The following is a 26,121-nucleotide window of genomic DNA, read 5'->3' on the forward strand; positions in this document are numbered from 1 at the left end:
GTTAAGCCCCGCAAATAATAAGGTTGCGGTGGGCTATTTTTCGGCTACCCCACCAATAGCGGGGTCAGAACAGGCGGCGGATTGAGACTGGATAGATACGGAGACTGATACGAATTCGACCAATGGTATTTTTGTTTTAATTTTTGCGTCCGCAACATCGGCTGATCAAGCTGTTGCTGAACTTCAGGCGTAACCACATGAAAGCAAGACGGCAAATGATCGTGATGATCTTGCAAACTCACAGGCATAGGCAAATCAGTTGTATCTAATTTGGAAGTTTGAACCTGAGTCGTTGCCGCATCAATAGCATCAGGGACATGATGCCCAAAATGGCTGGAAAAAGTTGATTGCTGATTGGTATTTTCATGGGCGCAATAAGCTGCTGCCACATTCCAAAGACTTTGGAATATGAACAAACTTAGCAAGACGGTCACGAAAATACTGGAACGACGCAAATTTTTCTCTTTAGTCAAAAATTGCTCAGATGGACTATAGCAACTAAACTCGATGTAATAAAATTACATCTGCGAATTCAGCCATAAAATCTTTTGTGCATGCAGAATGTGCAAATCATTAGATTTTTGCTGAACGGTAGGAAACTGCTCAGTAGAATAAGCAGTTTCCTAAAATATGAATCTGGTTATTTACACTTCTGCTTGATGTCGCAGTGGTGAATATGCTTTTCTAAATGCACTTTAGCTTCTTGCTGAGACTGTAGATTTTTTTCTAGAAAAATCAAACCTCCATCGGCATTCGCCAAACTTACCGAAAGAAATAAAACCATGAAACATAACGTTGTATTTAATTGAATAGACATAACACTCACCTGATTTATATATTGCAATTCATCGGGTGGATAAATTCACACCCAAATAAAATGAATAAAAATTATTCGCTTAGGGTCTACTCATAATCAGCAGGTCTTGATCAGAAGACTTTTACTCAATCATGATTTACAAAACTTTGATGCAAATGTACCGATCAACATGACATCAGAATAAATATTCGAATGTGATATTGAGACCTCTATTAATAAGAGTGCTTTACATTTTTAATGTGCATCATCAAGCATGGAAGAACCCTTTGAAATAGATCTATTTCTGGTGGGCTTTTTGGCTACCCCACCTAAAGCGGGGTGAGTACAGGAGGTCGGTTTAATCCAGACAAATAAGGGGACTGGTAATCATTTGACCAGTGATATTTTTGTTCTAATTCATGTATACGTAAAATTGGTTCATTGAGCTGTTGCTGCGTCGAGATAACAACGACATGGAAACATGTTGGCAAATGATCATGATGATCTTGCAGGTTTAGCGGTTTTGATAAATCAGTATTAACTTCAGCAACGGTAAAAGAACTTACCTGATCTTTTGAGTTTTCTAAAAGATGATGACCGAAATGAGTAACGGCTATCGTTGCTTTGCTTGTAGTTTCATGACTGCAATAAGCTGCTGCCACATTCCAAATACTTTGGAATATGAACAAACTTAGCAAGAGTGTCATAAATACAGCGCAACGTCGCACGTTTCACCAACTGGTCAAAATTTGTCTTACTATAACAAGCAATGTGCATGTAATAAAATTACATTAAACAAAAAGTAAATACTTTAAAATTTTTCGATGCTTAATATATCTATATTCTCATAAATATATATCCCCCCTTAGGCTCCAATGCACATCAATCCTGATCATTATTTAGAAACAGATTCTGGTAGAGTCTTCACAAGCGAACGAAATCAGATCGCATGGGCAAAATGCTTTCACGATTTTGAAAATGAGGTCATTAACAACTCTAGCGTACAAATCGTTTATGTCCTGATTGGTTGCCAAGCTTCTGGTAAAAGTACTTGGGCTGACAAAAAAATAAAGGAGGAGCCTTATAATATTGTTTTTGATGCGATTTTAGTTAAAAAAGTTGAACGAGCATCGATTCTCAGGATTACAACTCAAAAAAATCTTCAATGTATAGCTGTTTTATTCAAAACAGATTTAGCGATTTGTTTAGAAAGGAATGCGAAAAGAACTATAGATAAAATTGTAAATCAGCAGGCCCTAAAAAATGTTTTCGCAGCAATAGAAGCACCCTGTTTAAACGAAGGGTTTACAAGTATCATCCTTGTAGGAGAATAAAAAAACCAGCCCTTAGGCTGGTTTTTGAAACAGAGAATTAACCCGTAATCTTTTTATATTTTGAACGCTTTGCACCTGCTTCATCACCTAAACGTGACTGGCGATATGCTTCATATTCTGCATAGTTACCTGTGTAGAATTCTGGCTGTTCATTTTCAAAAGACAAGATATGCGTTGCAATACGGTCTAAGAACCAACGGTCATGCGATACCACCATCACAGTACCTGGGAATACAAGAATTGCATCCTCAAGCGCACGTAAAGTTTCGATATCCAAGTCGTTTGATGGCTCATCCAGTAAGATTACGTTTGCACCTAACTGTAAGATTTTTGCCAGTTGTAAACGATTACGCTCACCACCTGACAGCTCACCAACACGTTTTTGCTGATCTTGACCTTTGAAGTTAAAGCGGCCGATATAAGCACGCGATGCGATTTCATAATCACCGATTTTCAAGATATCTAAACCGCCAGAAACTTCTTCCCAAACGGTTTTATTGTTATCTAAAGTATCGCGAATCTGACCAACATACGCCACTTTAACAGACTCACCCAACGTTACCGTACCAGTATCAGGTTGCTGTTCACCTGTCATCATACGGAATAATGTGGTTTTACCCGCACCGTTAGGACCAACAATACCCACAATCGCAGTTGGCGGTATTGTAAATGTTAAGTCTTTATAAAGTAGGCGACCATCAAATGATTTACTGATGCCTTCAACTTCTACAACTTTATTTCCTAGGCGTGGGCCAGGTGGAATATAGATTTCAGAAGTTTCATTACGCTGTTGGAATTCTTTAGAGTTCAACTCTTCAAAACGTTCCATACGTGCTTTGTTTTTCTTTTGCTGACCTTTGGCATTTGAGCGAACCCATTCAAGTTCTTTTTTCAATGCTTTAGCAAAAGATTCTTCTTGTTTATTCTCTTGCTCTAAACGAGCATTTTTCTGCTCAAGCCAAGAGGTATAGTTACCTTGATATGGAATACCCATGCCACGGTCAAGTTCAAGAATCCACTCAGCAACGTTATCCAAGAAATAACGGTCATGCGTAATCGCCACGATCGTGCCTGGGAAATCTTTCAAGAAACGTTCTAACCAAGATACTGATTCAGCATCCAAATGGTTCGTCGGTTCATCTAGAAGTAACATATCAGGCTTAGACAGCAATAAACGGCAAAGTGCCACACGACGACGCTCACCACCTGAAAGTAGAGATACATCTGCATCCCAAGCTGGTAGGTTCAAAGCACCTGCCGCAATTTCAAGTTGGTTATTGAGGTTATGTGCATCCCAAGCATGGATAATTGATTCTAATTTTTCTTGCTCTTTTGCAAGTGCATCAAAATCTGCATCAGGATCAGCATATTCAGCAAAAACTTGATCAAGACGTTCTAAAGCGTCTAGTGCTTCACGTACGCCATCTTCAACGTTTCCACGAACATCTTTGCTTGGATCTAATGGTGGCTCTTGTTCTAAATAACCGATTTTGATTCCTGGTTGTGCACGCGCTTCACCTGAGAAATCTTTATCTACGCCAGCCATAATACGGAGTAGGGTAGATTTACCTGCACCGTTCAAACCAAGCACACCAATTTTTGCGCCTGGGAAAAATGATAAAGAGATGTCTTTTAGGATTTCGCGCTTAGGCGGAACCATCTTCGACACTCGATTCATCGTATAAATATATTGGGCCACGCAGGACTCCTCAATTGAAAAACCAATAAATCGCAAAAAGCGAAAAATAATCGCACGTATTATACGCTGAAAACCGGATTAACATGAAGTTAAGATGATATTTGTTTGCCTCAATCAAAGGATTTTCTTTTTCAAGACGTTACACGATTCACGATACAGTCATGCCGAAAAAAATAGGAAGAGACCAAGATTCTGTTTATATGAATAAAAACGCAATAAATCGCATAAATTATGCACCTTTCTGGACGGTTTTTAAGCTAAACTCGATCACTATTTAACTCACGTAGATGATGTAATCATGACTTATAAAGATGAAACTTTAGCGATTCATGCGGGCTATTCACCAGAGGCAACGACTAAAGCAGTGGCTGTACCTATTTACCAAACCACCTCTTATGCCTTTGACAATACGCAACATGGTGCAGATTTATTTGATTTAAAAGTTCAGGGAAATATCTATACCCGTATCATGAACCCAACCACGGCTGTACTGGAACAACGTATTGCAGCACTTGAGGGTGGGATTGGCGCTTTAGCTTTAGCATCAGGGATGGCAGCAATCACTTATTCGATTCAAACCATTGCTGAAGCAGGTGACAATATTGCTTCGGTTTCAACACTCTATGGTGGAACGTATAATCTATTTGCACATACCCTACCCAAACAAGGCATCGAAGTTCGTTTCTTTGATTATCAAAACCCTGAAAGCTTACGCAACTTGATTGATGATAAAACTAAATTGGTTTTTGTTGAGTCGATCGGCAACCCGCTTGGTAATATTATCGACTTAGAAGCAATCTCAAAAATTGCCCATGAATATGGTGTCCCAGTTATTGTTGATAATACCGTTGCAACCCCTGCCCTATTAAAGCCGTTTGAATTTGGTGCGGATGTTGTCATTCACTCATTGACTAAATACATCGGCGGTCATGGCAATAGTATTGGTGGCATTATTGTCGATAGTGGCAAATTTCCTTGGGGCAAATATCCAGAGCGTTTTAAAGCACTGAATACGCCAGACCCAAGTTATCACGGCGTAAATTACGTTGAAGTGCTCGGTGAAGCAGCTTATATCGCTCGTGCTCGTGTTGTTCCATTACGAAATACAGGTGCAGCCATTAGCCCACTCAGCGTCTTCCTCATTTTACAAGGTTTAGAAACGTTAAACCTTCGTATGGAGCGCCACACTGAAAACGCCATTCAAGTTGCAAAATATTTAAAACAACACCCAAAAGTAAAATGGGTCAATTATGCTGGTTTAACTGACCATCCACAGCATCATTTGGCACAAAAATATGTGAAAGGTAAACCTTCTGCAATCCTTTCCTTTGGAGTACAGGATGGCTTAGAGGGCGGAACTCGCTTTATTGATGCATTACAGTTATTTACTCGTCTGGTCAACATTGGTGATGCAAAAAGCTTGGCATGTCATCCTGCAACGACGACCCATCGTCAACTCAACGCAGAAGAACTTAAATCTGCTGGTGTGAGTGAAGACCTAGTCCGCTTGTCTATTGGGATTGAGCATATTGATGATTTGATTGCAGACCTCGAACAAGCTCTCGCTCAGGTTTAAACTGAATAAAAGACAACAGCCTCACTTTAGAGGCTTTTTTTTATGCTTTTGAAGAAAAATATTATTGCATTTTCAACTATTACAATCATTTGTTTTAGAGCTTTTACTCTAAAAATATTATTATATTTCAAACATTTACACTAGACAAACAAAAAAAATCGGTTAATATTAGTACAAAATAAAGTGCAGTGTTTAATCGCAACACAAGGACATTGTAAACAACAGCTTGATTAATGTAGGAAACTTACATGAACGCAAAACTCAAAAAACTTTTTCAACAAAAAGTCGACGGGAAAACAATCATTGTCACTGGAGCATCAAGTGGCATTGGTTTAACGGTTTCAAAATATCTTGCTCAAGCAGGTGCACATGTCTTATTGCTAGCGCGTACGAAAGAGAAATTAGATGAAGTAAAAGCTGAGATCGAAGCTGAAGGCGGTAAAGCCACTGTATTCCCATGCGATCTCAACGATATGGAATCGATTGATGCTGTTTCAAAAGAGATTTTAGCTTCTGTTGATCACATTGATATTTTAGTCAACAACGCGGGGCGTTCAATCCGTCGTGCTGTGCATGAGTCAGTTGATCGTTTCCATGACTTTGAACGTACTATGCAGCTTAACTACTTTGGTGCTGTACGTTTAGTTTTGAATATCTTACCGCATATGATGCAACGTAAAGATGGTCAAATCATTAACATCAGCTCGATTGGTGTATTGGCCAATGCAACCCGTTTCTCAGCGTATGTTGCTTCTAAAGCTGCACTTGATGCATTTAGCCGTTGTCTCTCTGCTGAAGTTCATTCGCATAAAATTGCGATTACCTCTATTTATATGCCATTAGTGCGTACACCGATGATTGCACCCACTAAAATTTATAAATATGTACCGACGCTTTCTCCTGAAGAAGCCGCAGATTTAATTGCTTACGCAATCGTAAAACGTCCGAAGAAAATCGCAACCAACTTAGGTCGCTTAGCATCGATTACCTATGCGGTTGCGCCAGACATCAATAATATTTTGATGTCGATTGGCTTTAACTTATTCCCAAGCTCTACTGCTTCAGTGGGTCAGCAAGAAAAGTTAAACATCATGCAGCGTGCCTATGCGCGTTTATTCCCAGGTGAACATTGGTAATCTTTATCGACATGAAGAACCTCCCAAAAGGGAGGTTCTTTTTTTTGATTAATTACAGAAATTCGATTGGTATTGATACACAAACTGGGTCTTGGTTGCTGTCGAACTCGGTGCGCTATATTGAGTTAAACTTTTTAAAGCACTAAAACTTAAAGCGGCACGGGAGACTACTTTCTTAGTGTAGTTCGCATTTGCATCTGCATATTTAAAAGAAATTTCGACTACTGCAGGCTTTAAACCTGTATAAGGCATTTGGGTATACCACAAGCTCATTTCCAGATCAGCATCAAACTCACCCAAATCAATCGTTGCGCCATCATATTTACGTTCATAAATAGTCAAACCACCGACCTGTTGTAAGCTCTGACCATTACTAAAGGTATAATTATTTGTAAAACCTGTGAATAAAGTATTAATGTCTTCAAAATCATTAATCGTTCTTGAAGTAGGTACCGTCGTCGACTTACTTGCAACGACAAGGAAGCTGAGATTATCTTTACGGGTAATGTCATCCTCAAATTTAGTTTTTGCACCCGAAATATTACTACTCATATCTTCAAAATCAGTAATATAATGATCATAACCACGATATTTTAACGTTACTTCCTTAGCACCATTTTCGATGCGCTCTCTAAAGCTATATCCCATATTATGAAGCGGGCAACTTCCTTGAGTATCATAAAAACGAACTTCTCGTTGGGTATCGAGACTCATGCTCCCCGTGACATTACGGCTAATTTTATTTTCAATTACCGCTTTTGCCTGAGTGAAGTAGCTATTTACGTTACTTGCTTCATTTCCATAACTAAAATTATTGGGGTCTAATAATAATTTGTATTCACGTGAAGTGACTTTCGGTGCGGCATAGCTGACAGATGGCAAAGTGACAATCATGAATAAGGTCATCAACGTGAGTTTATTTATTTTCATTTTCGTTCCTCTATAAAATGTGGCATTTAAAAAGCCCAAAAGCTGCTGCTTCTGGGCTTATATTCATTGTTATGGATTAAAAAGATTGAGTTTATCAACCATATACAACGTAGGAGTATCAATACGAGTACGAGCATGATCTAAATACTTTTGTTCTAAACCATTGGCATTTTTCCAAAGCCCCATATCATCATCATTCAGAACTCCCAAGTGTTGCTGGTCAATCAGCCATAAGCCTTCCATTTTGTCATGTGCATAACTCACACGTTTGCCCATATCCAACACCAATGTTTTACTGACCGGCTGAATATTTAATCCCTGTAATCCTTCCCATCCTTGAGCCAAGACATATTGTTCTAATGTTTCACCTGCAATGGTTAAGCCAAGTTTCGAATCTTGCTGAATATCCCCTTGAACAGCAATATTTTCAAGATTAGTCGCATCTTTCAAATCAATCCGATAAACATGTTTCATCATGTTCGGATTATCTTTCAAAAACGCGCCATCACGCTCCAATACCAAAAATTCATGATCATTAATCGCCACAATCGCCGAGTTAGAGTTCGCTGCAATTTCCTGACGATAGAGATACTGTGCCACTTTTCCAGTCTCTAAATTAATCGTGACAATGCGTGTCAATGTCGATTTATTCACAGCCTTGGTTGGCAGATTCATGGTCGACTGCATTATGCCAACCAATGTTTTTTGGTCAGGTGTAATCGTCAATCCTTCCATCCCACGATTGGCACGGCGATAGCTAAACTCTTGCGGTAAGGTAAGCGTATTACGAGCATCATTCGCAAAAGGATTGATACGGCCAATTTCTTTACCGTTCGCATCATAATGCACAAGGTGAGGCCCATATTCATCACTAACCCAAAATGTGCCATCTTTTAATGCCGCCAAACCTTCACTATCAAGACCATAGTCATCCAGCTTAATCGGATTCGTCACAGGATCATAAGGCTTGCTTGAATCAACAGTAATGACTCGACCCTCGATATCATAAGGTGTTTCACCTGTTCCCCCCAATGCAGCCGTATTCGGTAAACCTGTAATATTTTTCCCATTACGATCTTTCAATAAAATGGTTTTGATCAGTTTGACTGAACCATCATCTTGCACCTCAAACAGACCTATTTTAGGCACAAAATCTGGGATAGGAAAAATCTTACCAGCACCATGAATACCATCATCATAATCAGCATTCGGTCCACGATCAGTAATGGCATAAAATTGTTTTTTATTGGTGGGATGTGCTGCTACATCCGAACCAAAGCCACCTTGACGCAAGGAAAATGGCAGATCGATGGTTGTCCCATTCGGCTGATATGTGCCTAGAACTTGATATGGTAAGGCAACACCTTGCGCAAATAAATTCATTCCACACTGTACCGAGTGCTGCTCGACTTCGTTTGGATCTAACTGACCATTTTTATTTTTATCTAAACCACTTTCGATACGCGTTCCAGCACTCCAACAATCATCGTTTCCAAGCGCTAAAGGCGTTTGTTGAATCAAGCTATTTAACCCATTTTGACCATTATCCCCATCGGAACATCCACTCATTGAAAATACGGATGTCCATAATGCTAAAGCTAATGTTGTTTTTTTCATTTTTCATAAATACTTAAATAAGAGAAGCCTTCATGCTAGAAAGCCCCAATGACATTTCAATGAATAAAATATAACCAAATGATGACAGCAGATGATGTGAATAAACCTAAACTTATCCACAAATTGAGGGGGTAAGCTATAGCTTAAGATAAGGATTCAAATTTATAAGCTGCTTAAAACCACTCTGTACCACCATCGCTGTACGAGACTTTGGACGTTTGATCGCTTCTGACTGACTAAATTCAATCATCTTATGATTAAAATCCAAGCGTGGATGTTGCTCATATAATTGTTGTCTAAACTGTGGAGAAAATTCAAAGCCACGACTGCCAATCACATCACAACTGGCAGCGTGTTGCAGTAAATGTGCTTCGATGCCATCCTCCAGCGCCACATAAGGATTCATGTGCATACTGATCACGTCAAACAGTTGATCCGCACGAGGGGCATGCCAACCCCGCTCAATTGACCAGTCTTTAGCAGCATAAGCCCCCTGTCCTGCAAAGCATCGACAGTTTTCATGGTGCTGATAATGCTGTTCAGTCATCCCCAAATCATGCAATAAACATGACACCGCCAATAGCTCATCATCGCGCTTTAAATTTTGCATCTTGGCAAATGCAACTGCATAACACCAAGTTCTCAAACAATGATTTTGCAAGGCTTCAGAACTACAAGATTGCATCTTCTGCAATGCCTGCTTTACATCTGTACTATCAGGTAAATACAGATCATCGAGACTCAAATCATGCTGTACATTCCGCTTAGATTGAGATGCGAAAGCGTACATTTTTATACTTTGTTTGAGTACAGGCAATAGACTATGACTCAATAGAGCCATACGATCTTTCAAAGATAAATCGCCTGAAGTTTGTATCATCCATGCTTGTCGACCAATCTGCATTATTATCCCCATATAAAATTAGAGTAATTACTCTAATTTAAGTTTTACTGCAAATATTGCTGAATGTCAAAGCAATCGTTCTTGGCAAAAAACCACAGCTCAAAGCCGTTTTTTGAGTAAATCATCCAACCAATCGATGAAGTCCTGAAAATACTTTGGACGGTATTGTCGATCTGTCAGCAAAATATTGACCGGTAATTCTAGACTGGGAATATCGACAAATAGGCGTTGCAATTTTCTTTGTTGAACATAAGGTACAGCATCGAACTCAGGAATTTGAATCATGCCAATACCTGCCAAACCTGCATGAATATAAGCTTCGGTGTTTTCGATCAGTAAGCGATACGGTATATCGATACGGTGATCACGAAACGCAAGCTCACTCATTTCTCGATAATTTTTTGCCACATGATAATCCACGGCGAAATGCTGCTGTAACTCATCGAAACTTTTAGGTTCACCGAACTCAGCGACATACTGTGGTGATGCCAATGTCCAAATCTTGGTCTGGGTAATGGGTCGAATCAGTAAATATTCATCTTGAACTTGCCCAACTCGCACCACACAATCAAGTTGCTGTTCGATCAAATTAGAAAAATCATCACTGCCATTAATCAACACTTTTACCTTTGGATAACGCTGATAAAACGCGAGTAAATTCGGAATCAAAAGCTGTGTTGCCAACCGCTTCGGCATACCAATACTGATCTTGCCTTCTTGGCTGCGAACATGAGTTTTAAAACTATTCAATTCCTTTAACTGGGCCACCAACCGCACGGTCTCCTCATAAAACAGACTACCCTCATGCGTTAAAGCAACCTTACGTGTCGTACGGTAAAACAACAGCACTTCATATTCTTTTTCAAGTGATTGAATCGCATAAGTGACATTGGACCGCGGCAGCCCCAATTGCAGTGCCGCTTGTGCGAAAGACTGCTTTTCTGCCACCAAACAAAATATTTTTAGGCGCTCGATCTTATCCATTTATTATTCAACTTTCTTGCACAATCAGTTCAATACTAACAACTATTTCAAACAAAGAAATTCAATTATGATAATTTTCACACAAAACAAAATCAGGATAAAATAATGTCACAACATGATTTAAAAGATAAAACAGTACTGATTGCAGGCGGTGCAAAGAATTTAGGTGGTTTGATCTCACGTAAGTTTGCTGAACAAGGTGCAAACTTAGTGATCCATTATAATAGTACAGCGACACAAGCCGATGCCGAAGACACCTTAAAAACCGTACAAGAGCTCGGTGCCAAAGCCATTTTAATTCAAGCTGATCTATCCGATATTCAAAACATCGAAGCCTTATTTACCCAAGCCAAAGCTGAATTTGGCGGTGTTGATATTGCCATTAATACCGTCGGTCGTGTGTTGAAAAAACCCTATTTGGACACCACCGAACAAGAGTTTGATGTGATGAACGACATCAATAATAAAATTGCCTATTTCTTTATTCAATCAGCCGGTCGCCATCTCAACCCAAACGGCAAAATCTGTAGCATTGTGACCAGTTTATTGGCAGCCTACACAGGTCTTTATTCTACTTATGAAGGATTAAAAGCCCCTGTTGAACATTATACCCGTGCGGCTTCCAAAGAGTTTGGCGAACGCGGTATCTCGGTGACTGCTGTCGCGCCAGGTCCCATGGATACGCCATTTTTCTATGGTCAAGAAGCACCTGAGGCGGTGGCTTATCATAAATCGGCATCAGCACTTGGCGGACTCACCAAAATCGAAGATATTGAACCTTTGATTCGTTTCTTAGTCACCGATGGCTGGTGGATAACTGGACAAACCATTTTCGCCAATGGGGGTTATACCACGCGTTAATTCATGTTCATGAGAAGGGCTTGGGTCATGACTTACATGTGCCCAAGCTTTTTTTAATTGAACCAAAATACCAAAGCATAAAAACAAGCCAAACTGAGAACAATCGTCAGTAAGGTATGGCGAACCTTATACGCTATCGCAATAGTTACAATGGTGGCAATAAAATAAGGGTTCAATAAAGTCTCACGAAATGCACCCTGCTCATCCATAAATACAATCGGTGTGGCAATCGCAGTCAATAAACATGGTGCCGAATATTGCAATGACTGTTGAAACCATTTCGGTAAACGTAGCGGAATATTCGGTTCAAGCAAAATATAGCGATTCATAAAGACCACCAATGCCAAAATAATCAGAACAAACCAAGTCATGTTGTACGCTCCCGCAGATTTTGCAGGCACGTCGCTGCGAACATGCCAATCACCCCTGCCATAATGGCTGCACTTTTAAAACCTAAACTTAGAAACACCACGGTTAAAGCCACTGAAACCAACACACCCACCAAAGTATTTAAATTTTTAATAAATGGAATCACGATGGCGATAAAGGTCGCGACAATCGAAAAATCGAGATGGTATTGATCTAAGTTCGGCACAGAGGATGCAAGCAGCACGCCACACACACTAAACAACACCCAACATAGATAAAAGCAACTACCCGCCCCGAGAAGATAGTAAATATAGTGCTGTTGTTTTTTAATACTGACCGCAAACAACTCATCTGTGAGTAAAAAACCCAACATTAACCGATGTTTTAACGGTTGCTTGGAAATATCTTCACGTAAATACAGCGCATATAAATAATGCTGCGTGGTAATCAAAAATACCGAAATGATGATGGTGAGTGCAGGTGTCCCTGCCATGACCAAGCCTAAAGTCATCAATTGAGCAGCGCCAGCAAAAACCAATGCTGACATTGCAATGGCTTGCATGGTCGTTAGCCCAGCTTGAATCGCCATTGAGCCTGCCAAGATGCCCCAAGGCAACACAGCAAAACATAGCGGTAGTATTTTGACTGCCCCATTTAAAAATGCCCGAGGCACAGACATTGAGGTGTCATCGATGGTCTCAGTCAACATCAGTATTACAATCGTTTATAAGAGACTGTTGACTATGCCAAAAATCAATCAATCAAGATTGCATAAAATTGCTGTTTTATTTGAGATAGGCAATATAGCCACCTGGCGTAATCCCAAAAGTTTGACGGAAATGCCGACTAAAATGGCTCTGATCTGAAAAGCCACACTGCTGCGAAATCTCAGATAAGCTTAATCCTTGTCTTAATAATTTTTGTGACTTCTGCAAACGCGCTTGGACCAACCATGCATGCGGTGACAAACCCACATGTTTTTTAAACTGGCGTAGAAAATGCCACTGGCTTAGATTGGCCATGTCAGCCAATGCCGTCAAAGAAAACTCCTGTTCAGGCATCGATGCCATCAGTTCTTTTATACTAAGAATACGTTGTTTGGCATTACTCAGATCGGTCACTTGAGGCTTAGTTTGACTATACTTCGACACTAGCCAAGCGATAGTAGAGAGAAATAAGGTTTGCTTCAGTAAGGTATTGCTGGGTTGCTCGAATAAGTCGAATAGCAAACGGAATTGTTGTGCCAAACCCTCATCATGCAATACAGCTTCTCTAAACCACGGTGCAGTACCATGAACAGTGGTCAAATCGCGTGTCAGCTCATTAAACACTTCTGGTGTAGGATAAATTGCCCGATAGCGCCAACCCGTCTCCACTGCCGAAGAACCTGTATGTACTTCATCGGCATTGACCAAAATAATATCGCCTTGTGGCGCGACATGATTACCGCCTGTACGATAAAAGCGTTGCGCGCCTTCTTCGATCACACCGATACAAAATCCTTCATGCACATGTCGTGAAAACTCCTGCTGATAATAACTTGCTTTCAGCATTTCTAAACCACCGAGTTCTTCGAGGTGTAAGTAATCGACGTGTTCACGAGGTCTACGTGACATCACGACCTCCTTTGGATTTTTGCATCAAATCAGGTTAACGCAATGGGATCAGATTTATAGAATAAAATTGCTGTTTAACTATCTTATTCTAATTCTCCGAACTTATAACCTTATTCACACATCTACTCGCATAAAAAAACCTTCCCGAAGGAAGGTTTTTAAACGAACTCAATTCAATTATTTCGAGCCTTGCTTATTTCGAGCCTTTAATCCCTGCTTGCAATAACAACGCACCTAAACCACCAATTTTTTGCTCTTGTGGTTTCTCGGTTTTTGGCTTGTTATTTTGCGGACGTTTAAAGTCACCTTCTTTACGCGGTGGACGTTGACCTTGTGGCTTACGCTCTGAACGTTCAGGACGATCTTGCTGTGGGCGCTGCTGTTGACGTGGCGCTTTCACTGGTGCAGAACCTTCTGCACGCATACTCAAGTTGACGCGATTACGCTCTGCATCCACTTGAATCACACGAACTTGTACAATTTGACCCGGTTTCACTACTTTATGCGGATCAGAAACAAATTCATTGGCAAGTTCAGAGATATGCACTAAACCATCTTGATGCACACCAACATCCACGAAAGCACCAAAATTCGTGACATTAGTCACCACACCTTCAAGCTGTAAACCTTCAGTGAGTTGTGCAACTTCGGTAATGTCTTCACGGAATTTAGCCGTACGGAACTCTGGACGTGGGTCACGTGCAGGCTTTTCCAATTCAGCCAAAATATCCTGAATCGTTGGCAAACCAAATTTGTCATCGACAAACTCATCTGCTTTAACTTGACGAATAATTTCAGTATTGCCAATGATGTCTTTGACTGTGGTTGCTTTCGCCGCAACGATTTTTTCAACCACGCCATAACTCTCAGGGTGAACGGCTGACGCATCCAATGGTTCTGTACCATCCTGAATACGCAAGAACCCTGCTGCTTGCTCAAAAGTACGCTCGCCTAAACGTGGTACTTTTTTCAATGCTTGGCGACTATCAAAGCGACCATGTTCTTTACGATATTCAAAGATTTGTTGTGCAATGGATTTATTCAGACCCGCAATATAAGCCAGAATCGCAGGAGAAGCGGTATTCACATCCACCCCAACCGCATTCACACAGTCTTCAACCACAGCATCTAGGGTTTTTGCTAGACCTGTTTGATTGACATCATGTTGGTATTGACCTACACCGATTGATTTCGGGTCGATTTTAACCAGCTCAGCCAATGGATCTTGTAAACGACGGGCAATTGAGACTGCACCGCGAATTGACACGTCAAGGTCAGGTAATTCTTGCGAAGCCAATTCACTTGCAGAATAAACTGATGCACCTGCTTCACTCACCGTGATACGTGTCAGTTTCAAGTCAGCATTGGCTGCCATCATTTCTGCAACCACCGCTTCAGTTTCACGACTCGCTGTACCATTGCCAATCGCAATAAGTTCCACGTGGAACTCTCGGCATAAACGCGCAAGCTCAGCAATCGAACCGGCTTTATCTTCTTTCGGTGCAAATGGATAAATGGTGCTATGTGCAAGTACATCACCTGCATCACTCACCACGGCAAGCTTCACACCAGTACGAATACCAGGATCAACACCTAAAGTAGTGCGACTGCCTGCTGGTGCAGAAAGCAATAAATGACGTAAGTTTTCTGCAAAAACATCCATTGCTTCAGCTTCTGCGGTTAAACGCTTATCTGTTAATAACGAATGTTCGATTTGTGGGCGAATTTTACCCAACCAAAATAATTTTGCAGTTTGTTTTAAATAATCTTGGCGTGTTTGCGGTTGAATCTGTTCAAGATTATATTCCGTTTCGATACGTGCCAATGGTGCATCATCTTCACCATCCACTTTCAAGCCCAATACGTTTTCTTGACGACCACGTAACATCGCCAATAAACGATGTGAAGGGACTTTATTTAAGTTTTCTGAGAACTCAAAATAATCACGGAATTTTTTACCAACTTCTTTTTTCTCTTCAGAAGCAACCACACTTTTCAATACTGCTGTTTTAGAAAAAGTTTGTTTTAATTCAGTGGTTAAGGCGATATTTTGCGCCCAATCATCAATTAAAATATGCTGAATCGCATCGAGCTGGCTTTCAACATCTGGATAGTCTTCATGACTAAAACCAGCTAAAGCTTCAGTTGGATCAACTTGATCATTAATAATCTTTTCAGCAATAACACCTAAACCCGCTTCTTTTGCTTTAAATGATTTGCTGGTACGTTTCGGGCGATACGGCGCATAAATTTCTTCTAACGCATTCTTAGTTTCAGCAGCATTTACACGCCCCAATAAATCATCGTTCAATTTATCTTGTTCTTGTAAAGACTGGATCACTTTCTCACGACGCTCGTACAAATCACGCAAGTAAGTTAAACGTGTGTCAAGTTGACGTAATTGCGTATCGTCTAAGCCTTGAGTGACCTCTTTACGGTAACGTGCGATAAAAGGAACACTAGCGCCTTCATCAATTAAACGAATAGCAGCTTCTACTTGGTTTGGACGTACGGCAAGTTCATTTGCCAACTGCTGAACTAAGTCAGTCATCGTGATTGATTCCACAAGGGTTGAGTCTAAAAGCAATGATTATAAAGTCCATGGCTATAAAATCCACTATTGTTTTTTTAAAATATTGTGCATAGGGTCACTTCTTTCCCCACAAACCCTACAGATTATGCTAATTGAGCAATGTTTCTAAAATACCAAGCTTTTTCTGCCTAAATATTGAAAAATAGATTGATTGTCATAATTTTACCTGTATATATTTGGTATCTTTCTCTTGATTTTATTGGCAATATTTGTTGCTTTATAACATAGCCAAGACTGTGCAATGAGTCGTATACTACAGAGTCTATTCACATTCACCTTACGAGCTATAGCTCTCATTGCGACATAAGCCGTATACGGTGCTAGATTTTAGCCGATAACGCAAAGCAGGGTTGAAATATAAATAGCCCCTACAGCATTGCATAAAGACGATGACAATAAACGATAAAGGAGCACAGCATGAGTTTAGTTGTACCTGCCGAATCGACGGAAACTGTTCACCATGAAACAGACCGGGTCGAACGCATTTTAGTGGTCGATGATGATGTGCGCTTGCGTACGCTTTTACAACGCTTCCTCGAAGACAAAGGCTTTGTAGTTAAAACTGCCCATGACGCAACCCAGATGGACCGTTTGCTACAACGTGAGTTGTTCTCGCTCATCGTCCTTGATTTTATGTTACCGGTTGAAGACGGGTTAAGTATCTGTCGTCGCTTACGTCAATCCAATATTGACACTCCAATCATTATGCTTACTGCACGTGGCAGTGACTCAGACCGTATTGCGGGTCTAGAGGCAGGTGCAGATGATTACCTACCAAAACCGTTCAATCCAAATGAGTTACTGGCACGTATTCGTGCAGTATTACGTCGTCAGGTGCGTGAAGTACCAGGCGCACCGAGCCAACACGTTGAAGTGGTCAGTTTTGGACCTTGGGCTTTAGATCTATCCACCCGAACCCTAACCCGTGAAGGTCAAGTTGTAACTTTGACCACAGGTGAGTTTGCTGTGCTCAAAGCACTGGTACAACACCCGCGTGAACCATTGACACGCGACAAGCTGATGAATCTCGCACGTGGTCGTGAGTGGGGCGCAATGGAGCGCTCAATCGATGTACAAGTCTCTCGCTTACGTCGCTTAATCGAAGACAACCCAGCACGTGCACGCTATATTCAAACTGTCTGGGGTGTAGGCTATGTTTTTGTTCCAGATGGTGCGGAATAAGCGTAGGAAATTAGACCTTGAAACTTGAACCAATTGATCCGCAAGAATTTACTGACTTCGTGGCCTACTCTGAAAGGCCGCGAACAAAATGGGAACGTTTTTTAGATAAAATCAAACCGCGTTCTGCCGCCATGCGTACCATAATTTTGGTACTGTCCATGGTCTTTTTCAGTTTGTTTATGTCTTTGTGGTTCTTTTGGCGCACCTTATATTTACCTGAGTTGCAACAACATGCGCGTTATCTCGCAGTTGAACTTGAACTCGTCAACAATCCCGATATTCGGATTTTACATCAAGATACCGAAGTCGATATTGATGACTGGTTAAAGAATCGCATTGGCATCGAGTACATTACCGATCCCAAAGAGTTCCCTAAAGTTGAAGATAAATTTCTCGCTGAATTATTTACCAATCAAGTTGAAGCAAAACTCGCCAAAGAGTTAGGCGTGAAAGACGTGACGGTTTACTTCAAATTTAAACCGATTCCACGCATCTGGATTCAAACACCAGAAATGAATGGCAATTGGGTTCGTGAACCACTCAAAACCTATGACAACTATAGCATCGAGTTGATTGCCACATGGTTGTTTGGTGTGCCTGTTCTCTCTTCAATTATTATTTTAATTTTGGTTCGTCAGATGAATCGACCATTGCGTCGATTACAAAATGCCGCCAATAGCTATAGTAAAACAGGCAAAGCACCGTACTTGGACACCAATCATGGTCCACTAGAGATCCGTCAAGTGAATCAAGCCTTTAACCAAATGGTTTACACCCTTGAACAAACGGAACGTGATCGACAAATCATGTTGGCAGGCATTTCACATGATCTCCGCACCCCGTTGACGCGTATTCGTTTAACCGCAGAAATGCTACCTGATGAATTTTTCCGAGAAGGCCTGATCTACGATGTGGATGACATGGATGCGATTTTAAATCAATTCATTTCTTATATGCGTGATGGTTCTGATGAAGAGCTGACAGAGACCAATCTCAACACCTTACTCCAAGAGTTGGTGGTGCAATTTCAACCGCTCGATATCCAGTTTGAAACACAAGAGTTACCGATCATTCCAGCGCGTAGCCTATCGCTGAAACGTTTAATCGCCAATTTGCTCAATAACGCTAAACGCTATGGTTCTGAGCCGATTGAACTCTCTGCCAGCCATATCGATGATCATATTCTCATTACCGTAGCTGATCATGGCGAGGGCATTCCTCCCGATCAGGTCGAAGAGTTGATGCAACCCTTTGTGCGTGGAAATTCAGCCCGCACCGTTCAAGGGAGCGGACTTGGGCTTGCGATCGTGAAACGTATTGTTGATATTCACCAAGGGCAAATCAATATTCGCAACCGCGAACAAGGTGGCTTAGAAGTGGTCATTTCATTGCCAATTCCAAGCGAAAAAACTGATGAGCCGCAAAACAACACCATCGACAAAATTAGACAAACGCTAACGGGGCATTTTTAGAGAGACATTTTTTGATCAGATGTACTGTGATTTGCGTTAGACCTTAGCCTAAAATCAATACACTTTTCACATTTTAGCGCTAAAATCCAACGCTTATAAAAAGCAACATTGAGAATGAATGATGTCTTTAAGTCGCATTCGCCTTCACAGCCTACATGACAAAATTATGAGTGCTGAAAAGGCTTCCAGCTTTATTGAAAATGGTATGACCGTTGGCATGAGTGGTTTCACCCGCGCAGGTGAAGCAAAAGCCGTTCCACAAGCGCTGGTCAATCGCGCTAAAAAAAATCCGTTAAAAATCACATTAATTACAGGTGCAAGCCTCGGTAATGATTTAGACAAGCAATTGACTGAAGCAGGTGTCTTGGCGCGTCGTATGCCCTTCCAAGTCGATAGCACTTTGCGTCGTGCCATCAACAATGGCGAAGTCATGTTTGTGGATCAGCACTTATCTGAAACCGTCGAGCAAATGCGTAATCAGCAGCTCAAACGCCCGGATATTGCAGTGATTGAAGCGGTGGCCATAACCGAGCAAGGTCATATTGTTCCAACGACATCCGTCGGCAACTCTGCCAGCTTTGCGATCTTTGCTGAAAAAGTCATTGTGGAAATCAACACTGCATTGAGCGAAGATTTCGAAGGCTTACATGATATCTATATTCCAAGCTATCGTCCTACACGAACACCACTCCCCTTAACTCAAGTAAATGATCGTATTGGCTCAACGGCGATTCCGATTGATCCTGCAAAAATCGTGGGGATCGTACTCAACGACACCTCTGACTCTCCTTCAACCGTAACTGCACCCGATGCTGAAACACAAGCGATTGCCAATCATCTCATTGTCTTCTTTGAACAAGAGGTTGCGGCTGGTCGTTTAGCAAAAAATTTAGGTCCTTTACAAGCAGGGATTGGTTCAATAGCCAATGCGGTATTAACTGGCTTAAAAGATTCGAATTTTGAAGATCTAGTGATGTATTCAGAAGTGCTACAAGACTGTACTTTTGAATTGATCGATGCAGGTAAAATGAAATTTGCCTCAGGCAGCTCCATTACTTTATCGGCAAAATGTGGCGAGCGCGTTTTTGGCAATCTAGATCAATACAAAGACAAGCTGGTATTACGTCCACAAGAAATTTCAAATCATCCAGAGATCGTACGTCGCTTAGGTATTATTGGCATTAACACTGCGCTTGAATTTGATATTTATGGCAACGTCAACTCAACCCATGTCTGTGGTACCAAAATGATGAATGGGATCGGTGGTTCAGGCGATTTTGCCCGCAATGCACATCTCGCCATCTTCGTGACCAAATCGATTGCCAAGGGTGGTGATATTTCTTCGATCGTTCCGATGGCGAGCCACGTGGATCATTGTGAGCACGATGTGGATATTTTGGTGACAGAACAAGGATTGGCAGATTTGCGTGGTTTAGCACCGCGTGAGCGCGCACGTGTCATTATCGACCATTGTGTACATCCATTGTATCAAGCTGCATTAAACGACTATTTTGATCGTGCTTGTGCAAGAGGTGGTCACACTCCTCACATCCTACGTGAAGCGCTGTCTTGGCATGCTAACTTTGAAGAAACGGGACAGATGCTCAACGCTCCTCAAGTCGCTAAAACAGCTTAAAAACAACCTCTACAATAAAGAAGTCGCTACATAGCGACTTCTTTTGTATTCAGCGTTATTCGATAGTATTCACCATCGAAATCATCCACAAAACCAACAAACTTAGAGTTTATTGCATCTATAAACAGATACACGCTTATAAAATCTCAACAATCCGATAACTTGCCTGAGCAATCGGCTTAAGTTGATCACGCATTTGATAAACCTTGACATCATAAGTACCTATTTGCCATCCAGTTGGAGGCACAGCACTTACCCAGTTCTGGGAAACATCTTGGGTAATCTTTCGTGGCGTAAACATCAACACTTCGCCAGTGTCACGGTTTAACCAACGAATAAATATTTGCTCATCCGCAGGAAACTTGCCCAAGGTATCAAAATGCGCAAAAATGCTTTGATTTGAATGGACCTGACTTAAATCTTCAGAGATTTGCGGCATCACAGGAGTAAGTCCTAAAACTAAACGACCAGATAACGTCTGTTGATCATTATGCGAACTCAATTCCTCTAAAGCCCGCTGAGCAAACAATTTTTTATTTTGGATCGCAGTGAAATTCTGTTTAGGAAAAGCTTTATTTAAATATTCATCGATTTGCTGTTCAGATGCATGTTCAATAATTTTAGACACTTGTTCACGTTGTTGCTCCGACAAAGTCTTGATTGATGATGCTGCGCTGTTGGTTATCGGTGATGGCACTGAAGCGACGATTGCTTGTAAATCGTTGACGACCATCGGTGTACTCTTTGCATGTTTATCGAGTGGCGCAGATGAAGGTACGATTTGCTTAAAATCAGCAACCAAATACCCTAGACCAAAGCCAACGACTAAGAACAAAATATATAAATACTTTTCCATGATGGACTCCAAAATTAAAGGTGAACGAGTCACCTTTAATTTTCATCAATATATTTAATTAGTAAGTTAGCTACAGCTCACTTTAATGCCATTTAATATGACGCTACCTGCACTAAATGTTGCGCCTTCAGCAATTACTTTCTGTTTGGTATGACCTGTGCCTGTTAGCATTTTCAATGCAGTTCCTGAACAGACATTGGTTTGTTGCGCGTTACCAATGGTTGCAATACATCCATTTTCAGTCGCTTTGACTGTGCCAGCTCCTGTAACACACTGCGCAGTAATCACAACACCCGGTGTCGAGGTCTCACAGGCGGTACAATCGTTATTATTTTCACACGCATTTGCAGCAGACTGCGATTTACAAATATAAGTCACTCCATTTTTGGTAATTGTTTTAGAGAAAGAAGAGTTAAAATCATCACCATCCCCTCCTCCGCATGCCGTTAAAGCACCTAACAATAATGCAGCAGTCACTAATTTGATTTTGGATAACATACTAAGACCTTTATCATTTTATCTAATTTAAAGTTTTGTTCGTTTGAGTTGTTGCACTCAATTTTTGAATTTCGCACGCTTATTATTTTTTGAATTCACATCTTTTCACATAAGCATACTCAGCGAAATACAAGCCGAAGATTAGCTCAAAGATACATGATTAATCAACAAAATAAATAAATCAAAGGGTTAAAAATCATTTTTCCAATTCAGTCAAAGCAATAAAAAAACCCCAAACTTTCGTTTGGGGTTTTTTGAATATGGTGGCGTGACCCAGGATCGAACTGGGGACACACGGATTTTCAATCCGTTGCTCTACCGACTGAGCTATCGCGCCAATGGCGTGTATTAAGCCGTATCTCAGATAAATAGTCAACAACTATCCTGAGCTTTTGATTTAAATGACCATTTCTTATCCAAAAAGTGTACTGCAAAAGTTTTGGACAAAAAAAATCCCTGATGGGATCAGGGATTGAAATTTGAATCTATGGTGGCGTGACCCAGGATCGAACTGGGGACACACGGATTTTCAATCCGTTGCTCTACCGACTGAGCTATCGCGCCAAAGTGGGCGTATTAAACAATGTTTGTCAAAATCCGTCAAGCAAATTTGCGGATTTTTCTATCTAGCGTTTAATTTTGCTACAAAGCCAACAACGCCCCACCTGTTTAGATTTTACCAATATGGGATAAGCAACGATGAATTGCACCGCACCCTGGTTCAAACTGCTTTACGCCTTGCTCTTCTTCAAAACGACAAACCTCTTCAACTAAACGTTCAGCGACACCACGCCCTCGATTGGCTGGATGTACGACGATATACTCTAAAACACGGCTTTCTCCTTGCCCTGTCGCCCAGATTGCACCTATAATTTTGCTGTTAAATTCAGCGGTATAAACTGTGGTATATTGCTGTAGATTTTGTTCAAGTTGCTCCATTGCATCTTGCCCATCTCCGAACTCTGGGCTGGTATCATAGAGTCGCTCTAGCTGAGTACGGATTCCTAGTTGGTCTAAAGAACTGTAGGCATGTACTGTAATAGGCATTGATTAACCCTCCTGAGCAAACTATGATGCTGTCACTTTTTCGTCACAGCGAAACTTTCGGTTTTTAATTCAATCATTTTTGACGTTTTTTGAGGAACGTGTCCATGACGCAACGTATCAGTGAAGTGGTAAGAAATACCAACGAAACAAAAATTCGAGTTCGTCTCAATCTCGATGGTACTGGTCAAGGCACACTCAACACTGGAGTTCCATTTTTAGACCATATGATTGATCAAATCAAGCGCCATGGTCTATTTGATATTGATATTCATTGTGATGGTGACCTTGAAATTGACGATCATCACACAGTGGAAGACTGTGGAATCACATTAGGGCAAGCCTTTGCGCAAGCTTTGGGTGATAAAAAAGGCTTACGCCGCTATGGTCATTTTTATGCACCTTTAGATGAAGCGTTGTCTCGCGTTGTGGTCGACTTGTCAGGTCGTCCGGGTTTATTTATGGATATCCCCTTCACTCGTGCCCGTATTGGCAGCTTCGATGTCGATTTATTCTCTGAATTTTTTCAGGGATTTGTCAATCACGCTCTGATGACCTTACATATTGATAGCTTGAAAGGTAAAAACAGCCATCATCAGATTGAAAGCGTGTTTAAAGCTCTAGCGCGTGCTTTGCGTATGGCATGTGAAGTTGATCCACGCGCAGAAAATACCATTGCTTCGACCAAAGGTAGTTTGTAATGACGCGTATTGCTTTACTTGACTATGGCATGGGCAATTTGCACTCTGCGGCAAAAGCTTTAGAACATGTCGGTGCGACGGTTGACGTAACCAATGATCCAAAACTGATCGCCAAAGCCGATAAAATCGTATTTCCGGGTGTTGGTGCGATGCGCGACTGTATGCACGGTATGCACGAAGCTGGCATCGATGAGGTTGTCCGCCAAGCTGCATTCAACAAGCCTGTTTTGGCGATTTGTGTGGGCATGCAAGCATTATTGCAAACATCTGAAGAAAATGGTGGCGTTGCTGCGCTTGGTATCTTTGACGGCGTAGTTAAACATTTTCCTGAAATGCCGAATTTAAAAGTACCGCACATGGGCTGGAACCAAGTACATCAACTTGATCCAAGCCATCCGATGTGGAATAACATCGAACAAGACGCGCGTTTTTATTTTGTGCATAGCTATTATGTTGAACCACAAGATTCATCTGTGATCGCAGCAACTTGCGATTATGGTGTGAACTTTTGTACCGCAATTCATAAAGATAATTTATTTGCCACACAATTCCACCCTGAAAAGAGTCATACCGCAGGTTTGCAGTTGTTGAAAAACTTTGTGGAATGGAACATCTAATTAGAAAAACCATAGCAGATCAAATTTATTCATTTGATCTGCTTTTATAAAAATATTCTGTAATTCTCATCTTATTTTCTTTATTATTCGCATCTATACAGATCACTCCATTTTAACAATTGTATAAAAACACCTAAATAGGAATAAAAATGAATTCACCTATCCAAACCATAGATAAACCGCTAAGCCCGAAAGGTCGTTTTGGCCGACTCGCGTATGCCGCTTGGTCCTTTTTGAGCGCAATCGCCTTCTGTATTGTTATTTTTATTCTTGCATTTATTGCAAGTCTATTCAGCGGCAATGGCTCTGAGTTCTCAGATTTTCCATTTATTGCGATTTTATTATTCATCATTCTCTATATTGGATTTCTCTATTTTTCTTTTGTTTTTACCATTCGTCGTTTGCATGATCGCAATCAAACTGGCTGGCTGTCATTATTGATGCTGGTGCCATTCTTGAACCTGATTTTTTTAATCTATTTATTCTGTGCCAAAGGAACTGAAGGTGAAAATCTTTATGGTCCGAGTCGAAACACGGCTGGATGGGAAAAAGTGTTGGGTTGGATTTATATTATTTTGATTCCTCTCCTATTGGTTTTCGGTTTGGCTGCAAATGCAATTCCAGCTTATCAAGACTACATAGAACGAAGCCAACAAACCCAAATGCAATATCAACAGGACTATTCTGAATAAATAAATGACAGAATTTAGATGTTGATCAGCCAAGTTGTTAGACTTGGCTTTTTTATTTGTATAAAACTTTAAAGAAAGACGCAGTCGTCTAACATCCAAAGCTTAGCGATTGAGCAATACTTTGCTAATATGTAGCCAATTTAAACTCTATGATGACGCAAGGAGCGAAAGCATGCTAATCATCCCTGCAATTGACCTGAAAGATGGTAAATGTGTTCGTTTAAAACAAGGCCGTATGGAAGACGATACTGTTTTCTCTGATGATCCTGTCGCAACTGCACAACACTGGGTTGATGAAGGCGCACGCCGTTTACATTTAGTTGATTTAAATGGTGCTTTCGCTGGTACGCCAATTCATAAACCAGTGGTTGAAGCAATTGCCCGTGCTCAACCTGAACTACCAATTCAAATCGGCGGCGGGATTCGCTCACTTGAAACGATCGAACACTATTTAGAAGCGGGTGTCTCGTTTGTGATTATTGGAACTAAAGCGGTTCAAGATCCTGCGTTCGTGGACGAAGCATGTAAACGTTTTGCAGGTCATATCATCGTTGGTATTGATGCCATCAATGGTATGGTTGCAACAGACGGCTGGGCCAACGTCACTGATGTTAAAGCCACTGATCTTGCGAAGCGTTTTGCCGATGCAGGCGTTTCAAGCATTGTCTACACAGACATCGCTCGTGATGGCATGATGCAAGGCGTTAACGTTGAACAAACCGTCAATTTGGCGCAATATTCAGGCTTGCCTGTGATTGCATCAGGCGGCGTGACCAATCTTGACGATGTGCGCAACTTAAAAGGCCAAACGGGCATTTTAGGCGCGATCACAGGTCGTGCAATTTATGAAGGCACGTTAAGCCTTCGTGATGCGCAGTTATTGTTGGATGAAGATCGTTTGTAATTGATCAAGAGCTCTAGTGATTTAAATAATGGCTAGAGTTTTTTAAGCTTAAATGTTATGCTAGCGACACTTTCGTACACACCCCTCTTTTTTATAATGACACT

At 41.0% G+C, this 26,121-nt stretch carries 26 protein-coding genes and 2 tRNA genes; 11 read left to right on the forward strand and 17 right to left on the reverse strand.

Features of this window, described 5'->3' with window-relative positions; translation table 11 throughout:
* Positions 1 to 44: 44 nt before the first annotated feature.
* The 3 genes from EAH57_RS04150 to EAH57_RS04155 form a co-directional block, all read right to left on the reverse strand.
* On the reverse strand, positions 45 to 455 hold the full coding sequence (locus EAH57_RS04150; RefSeq protein ID WP_121928953.1) for a cation efflux protein, CzcI-like: 411 nt from the start codon (positions 453 to 455) through the stop codon (positions 45 to 47).
* A 185-nt stretch (positions 456 to 640) separates the two neighbouring features.
* The gene (locus tag EAH57_RS15935) at positions 641 to 817 is read right to left on the reverse strand and encodes a hypothetical protein (RefSeq protein ID WP_171407373.1); all 177 of its coding nucleotides are present in this window, start codon (positions 815 to 817) and stop codon (positions 641 to 643) included.
* Positions 818 to 1,125: 308 nt separating this feature from the next.
* A complete protein-coding gene (locus tag EAH57_RS04155) occupies positions 1,126 to 1,524 on the reverse strand; it encodes a cation efflux protein, CzcI-like (protein ID WP_416240481.1) in 399 nt (132 codons plus the stop codon).
* A 147-nt stretch (positions 1,525 to 1,671) separates the two neighbouring features.
* Here EAH57_RS04155 and EAH57_RS04160 point away from each other — a divergent pair, with 147 nt between their 5' ends.
* Positions 1,672 to 2,130, forward strand: a complete 459-nt coding sequence (locus EAH57_RS04160; protein ID WP_121928955.1) for an AAA family ATPase — start codon at positions 1,672 to 1,674, stop codon at positions 2,128 to 2,130.
* A gap of 37 nt (positions 2,131 to 2,167) precedes the next feature.
* Here the strand turns inward: EAH57_RS04160 and ettA are convergent, their stop codons facing one another.
* Complete coding sequence (gene ettA, locus EAH57_RS04165; protein WP_004673266.1) at positions 2,168 to 3,829, reverse strand: energy-dependent translational throttle protein EttA; 1,662 nt, start codon at positions 3,827 to 3,829, stop codon at positions 2,168 to 2,170.
* Between the two features lie 298 nt (positions 3,830 to 4,127).
* Here ettA and EAH57_RS04170 point away from each other — a divergent pair, with 298 nt between their 5' ends.
* On the forward strand, positions 4,128 to 5,405 hold the full coding sequence (locus EAH57_RS04170; protein ID WP_121928956.1) for an O-acetylhomoserine aminocarboxypropyltransferase/cysteine synthase family protein: 1,278 nt from the start codon (positions 4,128 to 4,130) through the stop codon (positions 5,403 to 5,405).
* A 248-nt stretch (positions 5,406 to 5,653) separates the two neighbouring features.
* Entirely contained in the window at positions 5,654 to 6,541 is an 888-nt protein-coding gene (locus EAH57_RS04175) for an SDR family NAD(P)-dependent oxidoreductase (protein ID WP_121928957.1), read from the forward strand.
* 48 nt (positions 6,542 to 6,589) lie between these two features.
* Here the strand turns inward: EAH57_RS04175 and EAH57_RS04180 are convergent, their stop codons facing one another.
* The 4 genes from EAH57_RS04180 to EAH57_RS04195 all read right to left on the reverse strand — a co-directional run bounded on the left by EAH57_RS04180 (position 6,590) and on the right by EAH57_RS04195 (position 10,976).
* Positions 6,590 to 7,471, reverse strand: a complete 882-nt coding sequence (locus tag EAH57_RS04180; RefSeq protein WP_121928958.1) for a hypothetical protein — start codon at positions 7,469 to 7,471, stop codon at positions 6,590 to 6,592.
* A 69-nt stretch (positions 7,472 to 7,540) separates the two neighbouring features.
* Positions 7,541 to 9,088, reverse strand: a complete 1,548-nt coding sequence (locus tag EAH57_RS04185; RefSeq protein ID WP_121928959.1) for an esterase-like activity of phytase family protein — start codon at positions 9,086 to 9,088, stop codon at positions 7,541 to 7,543.
* A 136-nt stretch (positions 9,089 to 9,224) separates the two neighbouring features.
* Positions 9,225 to 9,992: an HD domain-containing protein gene (locus EAH57_RS04190; protein ID WP_121928960.1), complete on the reverse strand. Its 768-nt coding sequence runs from the start codon at positions 9,990 to 9,992 to the stop codon at positions 9,225 to 9,227.
* A gap of 99 nt (positions 9,993 to 10,091) precedes the next feature.
* Positions 10,092 to 10,976, reverse strand: coding sequence for a LysR family transcriptional regulator (locus EAH57_RS04195; RefSeq protein ID WP_121928961.1), 885 nt, complete (start codon positions 10,974 to 10,976; stop codon positions 10,092 to 10,094).
* Positions 10,977 to 11,081: 105 nt separating this feature from the next.
* Between EAH57_RS04195 and EAH57_RS04200 the strand changes: the two genes are divergently transcribed.
* Positions 11,082 to 11,837, forward strand: a complete 756-nt coding sequence (locus EAH57_RS04200) for an SDR family oxidoreductase (RefSeq protein WP_121928962.1) — start codon at positions 11,082 to 11,084, stop codon at positions 11,835 to 11,837.
* 53 nt (positions 11,838 to 11,890) lie between these two features.
* Here EAH57_RS04200 and EAH57_RS04205 read toward each other — a convergent pair whose 3' ends face one another.
* The 4 genes from EAH57_RS04205 to EAH57_RS04220 all read right to left on the reverse strand — a co-directional run bounded on the left by EAH57_RS04205 (position 11,891) and on the right by EAH57_RS04220 (position 16,373).
* Positions 11,891 to 12,208, reverse strand: coding sequence for an AzlD domain-containing protein (locus EAH57_RS04205; RefSeq protein WP_121928963.1), 318 nt, complete (start codon positions 12,206 to 12,208; stop codon positions 11,891 to 11,893).
* Positions 12,205 to 12,915, reverse strand: coding sequence for an AzlC family ABC transporter permease (locus tag EAH57_RS04210; RefSeq protein ID WP_121928964.1), 711 nt, complete (start codon positions 12,913 to 12,915; stop codon positions 12,205 to 12,207). Before EAH57_RS04210 ends, EAH57_RS04205 begins: the two co-directional genes overlap by 4 nt.
* A 76-nt stretch (positions 12,916 to 12,991) precedes the next feature.
* Positions 12,992 to 13,822 (reverse strand): AraC family transcriptional regulator, encoded by an 831-nt coding sequence (locus EAH57_RS04215; RefSeq protein ID WP_121928965.1) that lies wholly within the window; start codon positions 13,820 to 13,822, stop codon positions 12,992 to 12,994.
* 193 nt (positions 13,823 to 14,015) lie between these two features.
* Entirely contained in the window at positions 14,016 to 16,373 is a 2,358-nt protein-coding gene (locus EAH57_RS04220; RefSeq protein ID WP_121928966.1) for a Tex family protein, read from the reverse strand.
* Between the two features lie 459 nt (positions 16,374 to 16,832).
* On the opposite strand from EAH57_RS04220, the gene ompR reads away from it, so the two are divergent.
* The 3 genes from ompR (at position 16,833) to EAH57_RS04235 (ending at position 20,705) form a co-directional block, all read left to right on the forward strand.
* Positions 16,833 to 17,597 (forward strand): two-component system response regulator OmpR, encoded by a 765-nt coding sequence (gene ompR / locus EAH57_RS04225; protein ID WP_004673280.1) that lies wholly within the window; start codon positions 16,833 to 16,835, stop codon positions 17,595 to 17,597.
* Positions 17,598 to 17,614: 17 nt separating this feature from the next.
* Complete coding sequence (locus tag EAH57_RS04230; protein ID WP_121928967.1) at positions 17,615 to 19,069, forward strand: ATP-binding protein; 1,455 nt, start codon at positions 17,615 to 17,617, stop codon at positions 19,067 to 19,069.
* A 121-nt stretch (positions 19,070 to 19,190) separates the two neighbouring features.
* Entirely contained in the window at positions 19,191 to 20,705 is a 1,515-nt protein-coding gene (locus tag EAH57_RS04235) for an acetyl-CoA hydrolase/transferase family protein (RefSeq protein ID WP_121928968.1), read from the forward strand.
* A 136-nt stretch (positions 20,706 to 20,841) separates the two neighbouring features.
* On the opposite strand, the gene EAH57_RS04240 is transcribed toward EAH57_RS04235, so the two are convergent.
* The 5 genes from EAH57_RS04240 to EAH57_RS04260 all read right to left on the reverse strand — a co-directional run bounded on the left by EAH57_RS04240 (position 20,842) and on the right by EAH57_RS04260 (position 23,106).
* Complete coding sequence (locus tag EAH57_RS04240; RefSeq protein WP_121928969.1) at positions 20,842 to 21,561, reverse strand: hypothetical protein; 720 nt, start codon at positions 21,559 to 21,561, stop codon at positions 20,842 to 20,844.
* 66 nt (positions 21,562 to 21,627) lie between these two features.
* Positions 21,628 to 22,059 (reverse strand): hypothetical protein, encoded by a 432-nt coding sequence (locus EAH57_RS04245; RefSeq protein ID WP_121928970.1) that lies wholly within the window; start codon positions 22,057 to 22,059, stop codon positions 21,628 to 21,630.
* A 261-nt stretch (positions 22,060 to 22,320) separates the two neighbouring features.
* A tRNA-Phe gene (locus tag EAH57_RS04250) sits at positions 22,321 to 22,396 on the reverse strand.
* Positions 22,397 to 22,547: 151 nt separating this feature from the next.
* Positions 22,548 to 22,623, reverse strand: a tRNA-Phe gene (locus EAH57_RS04255).
* A gap of 105 nt (positions 22,624 to 22,728) precedes the next feature.
* Positions 22,729 to 23,106 (reverse strand): GNAT family N-acetyltransferase, encoded by a 378-nt coding sequence (locus EAH57_RS04260; protein ID WP_121928971.1) that lies wholly within the window; start codon positions 23,104 to 23,106, stop codon positions 22,729 to 22,731.
* Between the two features lie 104 nt (positions 23,107 to 23,210).
* On the opposite strand from EAH57_RS04260, the gene hisB reads away from it, so the two are divergent.
* From hisB to hisA, 4 genes are all read left to right on the forward strand, one after another.
* The gene (hisB, locus tag EAH57_RS04265) at positions 23,211 to 23,804 is read left to right on the forward strand and encodes an imidazoleglycerol-phosphate dehydratase HisB (RefSeq protein WP_004673288.1); all 594 of its coding nucleotides are present in this window, start codon (positions 23,211 to 23,213) and stop codon (positions 23,802 to 23,804) included.
* The gene (gene hisH / locus EAH57_RS04270; protein ID WP_121928972.1) at positions 23,804 to 24,421 is read left to right on the forward strand and encodes an imidazole glycerol phosphate synthase subunit HisH; all 618 of its coding nucleotides are present in this window, start codon (positions 23,804 to 23,806) and stop codon (positions 24,419 to 24,421) included. The genes hisB and hisH overlap by 1 nt, the downstream gene beginning before the upstream one ends.
* Positions 24,422 to 24,570: 149 nt before the next feature.
* On the forward strand, positions 24,571 to 25,113 hold the full coding sequence (locus EAH57_RS04275) for a DUF805 domain-containing protein (RefSeq protein ID WP_121928973.1): 543 nt from the start codon (positions 24,571 to 24,573) through the stop codon (positions 25,111 to 25,113).
* A gap of 172 nt (positions 25,114 to 25,285) precedes the next feature.
* Positions 25,286 to 26,017, forward strand: a complete 732-nt coding sequence (gene hisA, locus EAH57_RS04280) for a 1-(5-phosphoribosyl)-5-[(5-phosphoribosylamino)methylideneamino]imidazole-4-carboxamide isomerase (RefSeq protein ID WP_004673294.1) — start codon at positions 25,286 to 25,288, stop codon at positions 26,015 to 26,017.
* Positions 26,018 to 26,121: the final 104 nt, after the last annotated feature.

The sequence above is a fragment of the Acinetobacter sp. 2JN-4 genome (genome assembly GCF_003687745.1).
GTDB lineage: Bacteria > Pseudomonadota > Gammaproteobacteria > Pseudomonadales > Moraxellaceae > Acinetobacter > Acinetobacter halotolerans.

What these genes read in the sequence shown, in the direction of transcription:
- EAH57_RS15935 (WP_171407373.1), bottom strand. Translation starts at nt 817, where the DNA reads ATGTCTATTCAATTAAATACAACGTTATGTTTCATGGTTTTATTTCTT.
- EAH57_RS04160 (WP_121928955.1), top strand. Translation starts at nt 1,672, where the DNA reads ATGCACATCAATCCTGATCATTATTTAGAAACAGATTCTGGTAGAGTC.
- EAH57_RS04170 (WP_121928956.1), top strand. Translation starts at nt 4,128, where the DNA reads ATGACTTATAAAGATGAAACTTTAGCGATTCATGCGGGCTATTCACCA.
- EAH57_RS04175 (WP_121928957.1), top strand. Translation starts at nt 5,654, where the DNA reads ATGAACGCAAAACTCAAAAAACTTTTTCAACAAAAAGTCGACGGGAAA.
- EAH57_RS04180 (WP_121928958.1), bottom strand. Translation starts at nt 7,471, where the DNA reads ATGAAAATAAATAAACTCACGTTGATGACCTTATTCATGATTGTCACT.
- EAH57_RS04185 (WP_121928959.1), bottom strand. Translation starts at nt 9,088, where the DNA reads ATGAAAAAAACAACATTAGCTTTAGCATTATGGACATCCGTATTTTCA.
- EAH57_RS04190 (WP_121928960.1), bottom strand. Translation starts at nt 9,992, where the DNA reads ATGCAGATTGGTCGACAAGCATGGATGATACAAACTTCAGGCGATTTA.
- EAH57_RS04195 (WP_121928961.1), bottom strand. Translation starts at nt 10,976, where the DNA reads ATGGATAAGATCGAGCGCCTAAAAATATTTTGTTTGGTGGCAGAAAAG.
- EAH57_RS04200 (WP_121928962.1), top strand. Translation starts at nt 11,082, where the DNA reads ATGTCACAACATGATTTAAAAGATAAAACAGTACTGATTGCAGGCGGT.
- EAH57_RS04205 (WP_121928963.1), bottom strand. Translation starts at nt 12,208, where the DNA reads ATGACTTGGTTTGTTCTGATTATTTTGGCATTGGTGGTCTTTATGAAT.
- EAH57_RS04210 (WP_121928964.1), bottom strand. Translation starts at nt 12,915, where the DNA reads ATGTTGACTGAGACCATCGATGACACCTCAATGTCTGTGCCTCGGGCA.
- EAH57_RS04215 (WP_121928965.1), bottom strand. Translation starts at nt 13,822, where the DNA reads ATGTCACGTAGACCTCGTGAACACGTCGATTACTTACACCTCGAAGAA.
- EAH57_RS04220 (WP_121928966.1), bottom strand. Translation starts at nt 16,373, where the DNA reads ATGACTGACTTAGTTCAGCAGTTGGCAAATGAACTTGCCGTACGTCCA.
- ompR (WP_004673280.1), top strand. Translation starts at nt 16,833, where the DNA reads ATGAGTTTAGTTGTACCTGCCGAATCGACGGAAACTGTTCACCATGAA.
- EAH57_RS04235 (WP_121928968.1), top strand. Translation starts at nt 19,191, where the DNA reads ATGTCTTTAAGTCGCATTCGCCTTCACAGCCTACATGACAAAATTATG.
- EAH57_RS04240 (WP_121928969.1), bottom strand. Translation starts at nt 21,561, where the DNA reads ATGGAAAAGTATTTATATATTTTGTTCTTAGTCGTTGGCTTTGGTCTA.
- EAH57_RS04245 (WP_121928970.1), bottom strand. Translation starts at nt 22,059, where the DNA reads ATGTTATCCAAAATCAAATTAGTGACTGCTGCATTATTGTTAGGTGCT.
- EAH57_RS04260 (WP_121928971.1), bottom strand. Translation starts at nt 23,106, where the DNA reads ATGCCTATTACAGTACATGCCTACAGTTCTTTAGACCAACTAGGAATC.
- hisB (WP_004673288.1), top strand. Translation starts at nt 23,211, where the DNA reads ATGACGCAACGTATCAGTGAAGTGGTAAGAAATACCAACGAAACAAAA.
- hisH (WP_121928972.1), top strand. Translation starts at nt 23,804, where the DNA reads ATGACGCGTATTGCTTTACTTGACTATGGCATGGGCAATTTGCACTCT.
- EAH57_RS04275 (WP_121928973.1), top strand. Translation starts at nt 24,571, where the DNA reads ATGAATTCACCTATCCAAACCATAGATAAACCGCTAAGCCCGAAAGGT.
- hisA (WP_004673294.1), top strand. Translation starts at nt 25,286, where the DNA reads ATGCTAATCATCCCTGCAATTGACCTGAAAGATGGTAAATGTGTTCGT.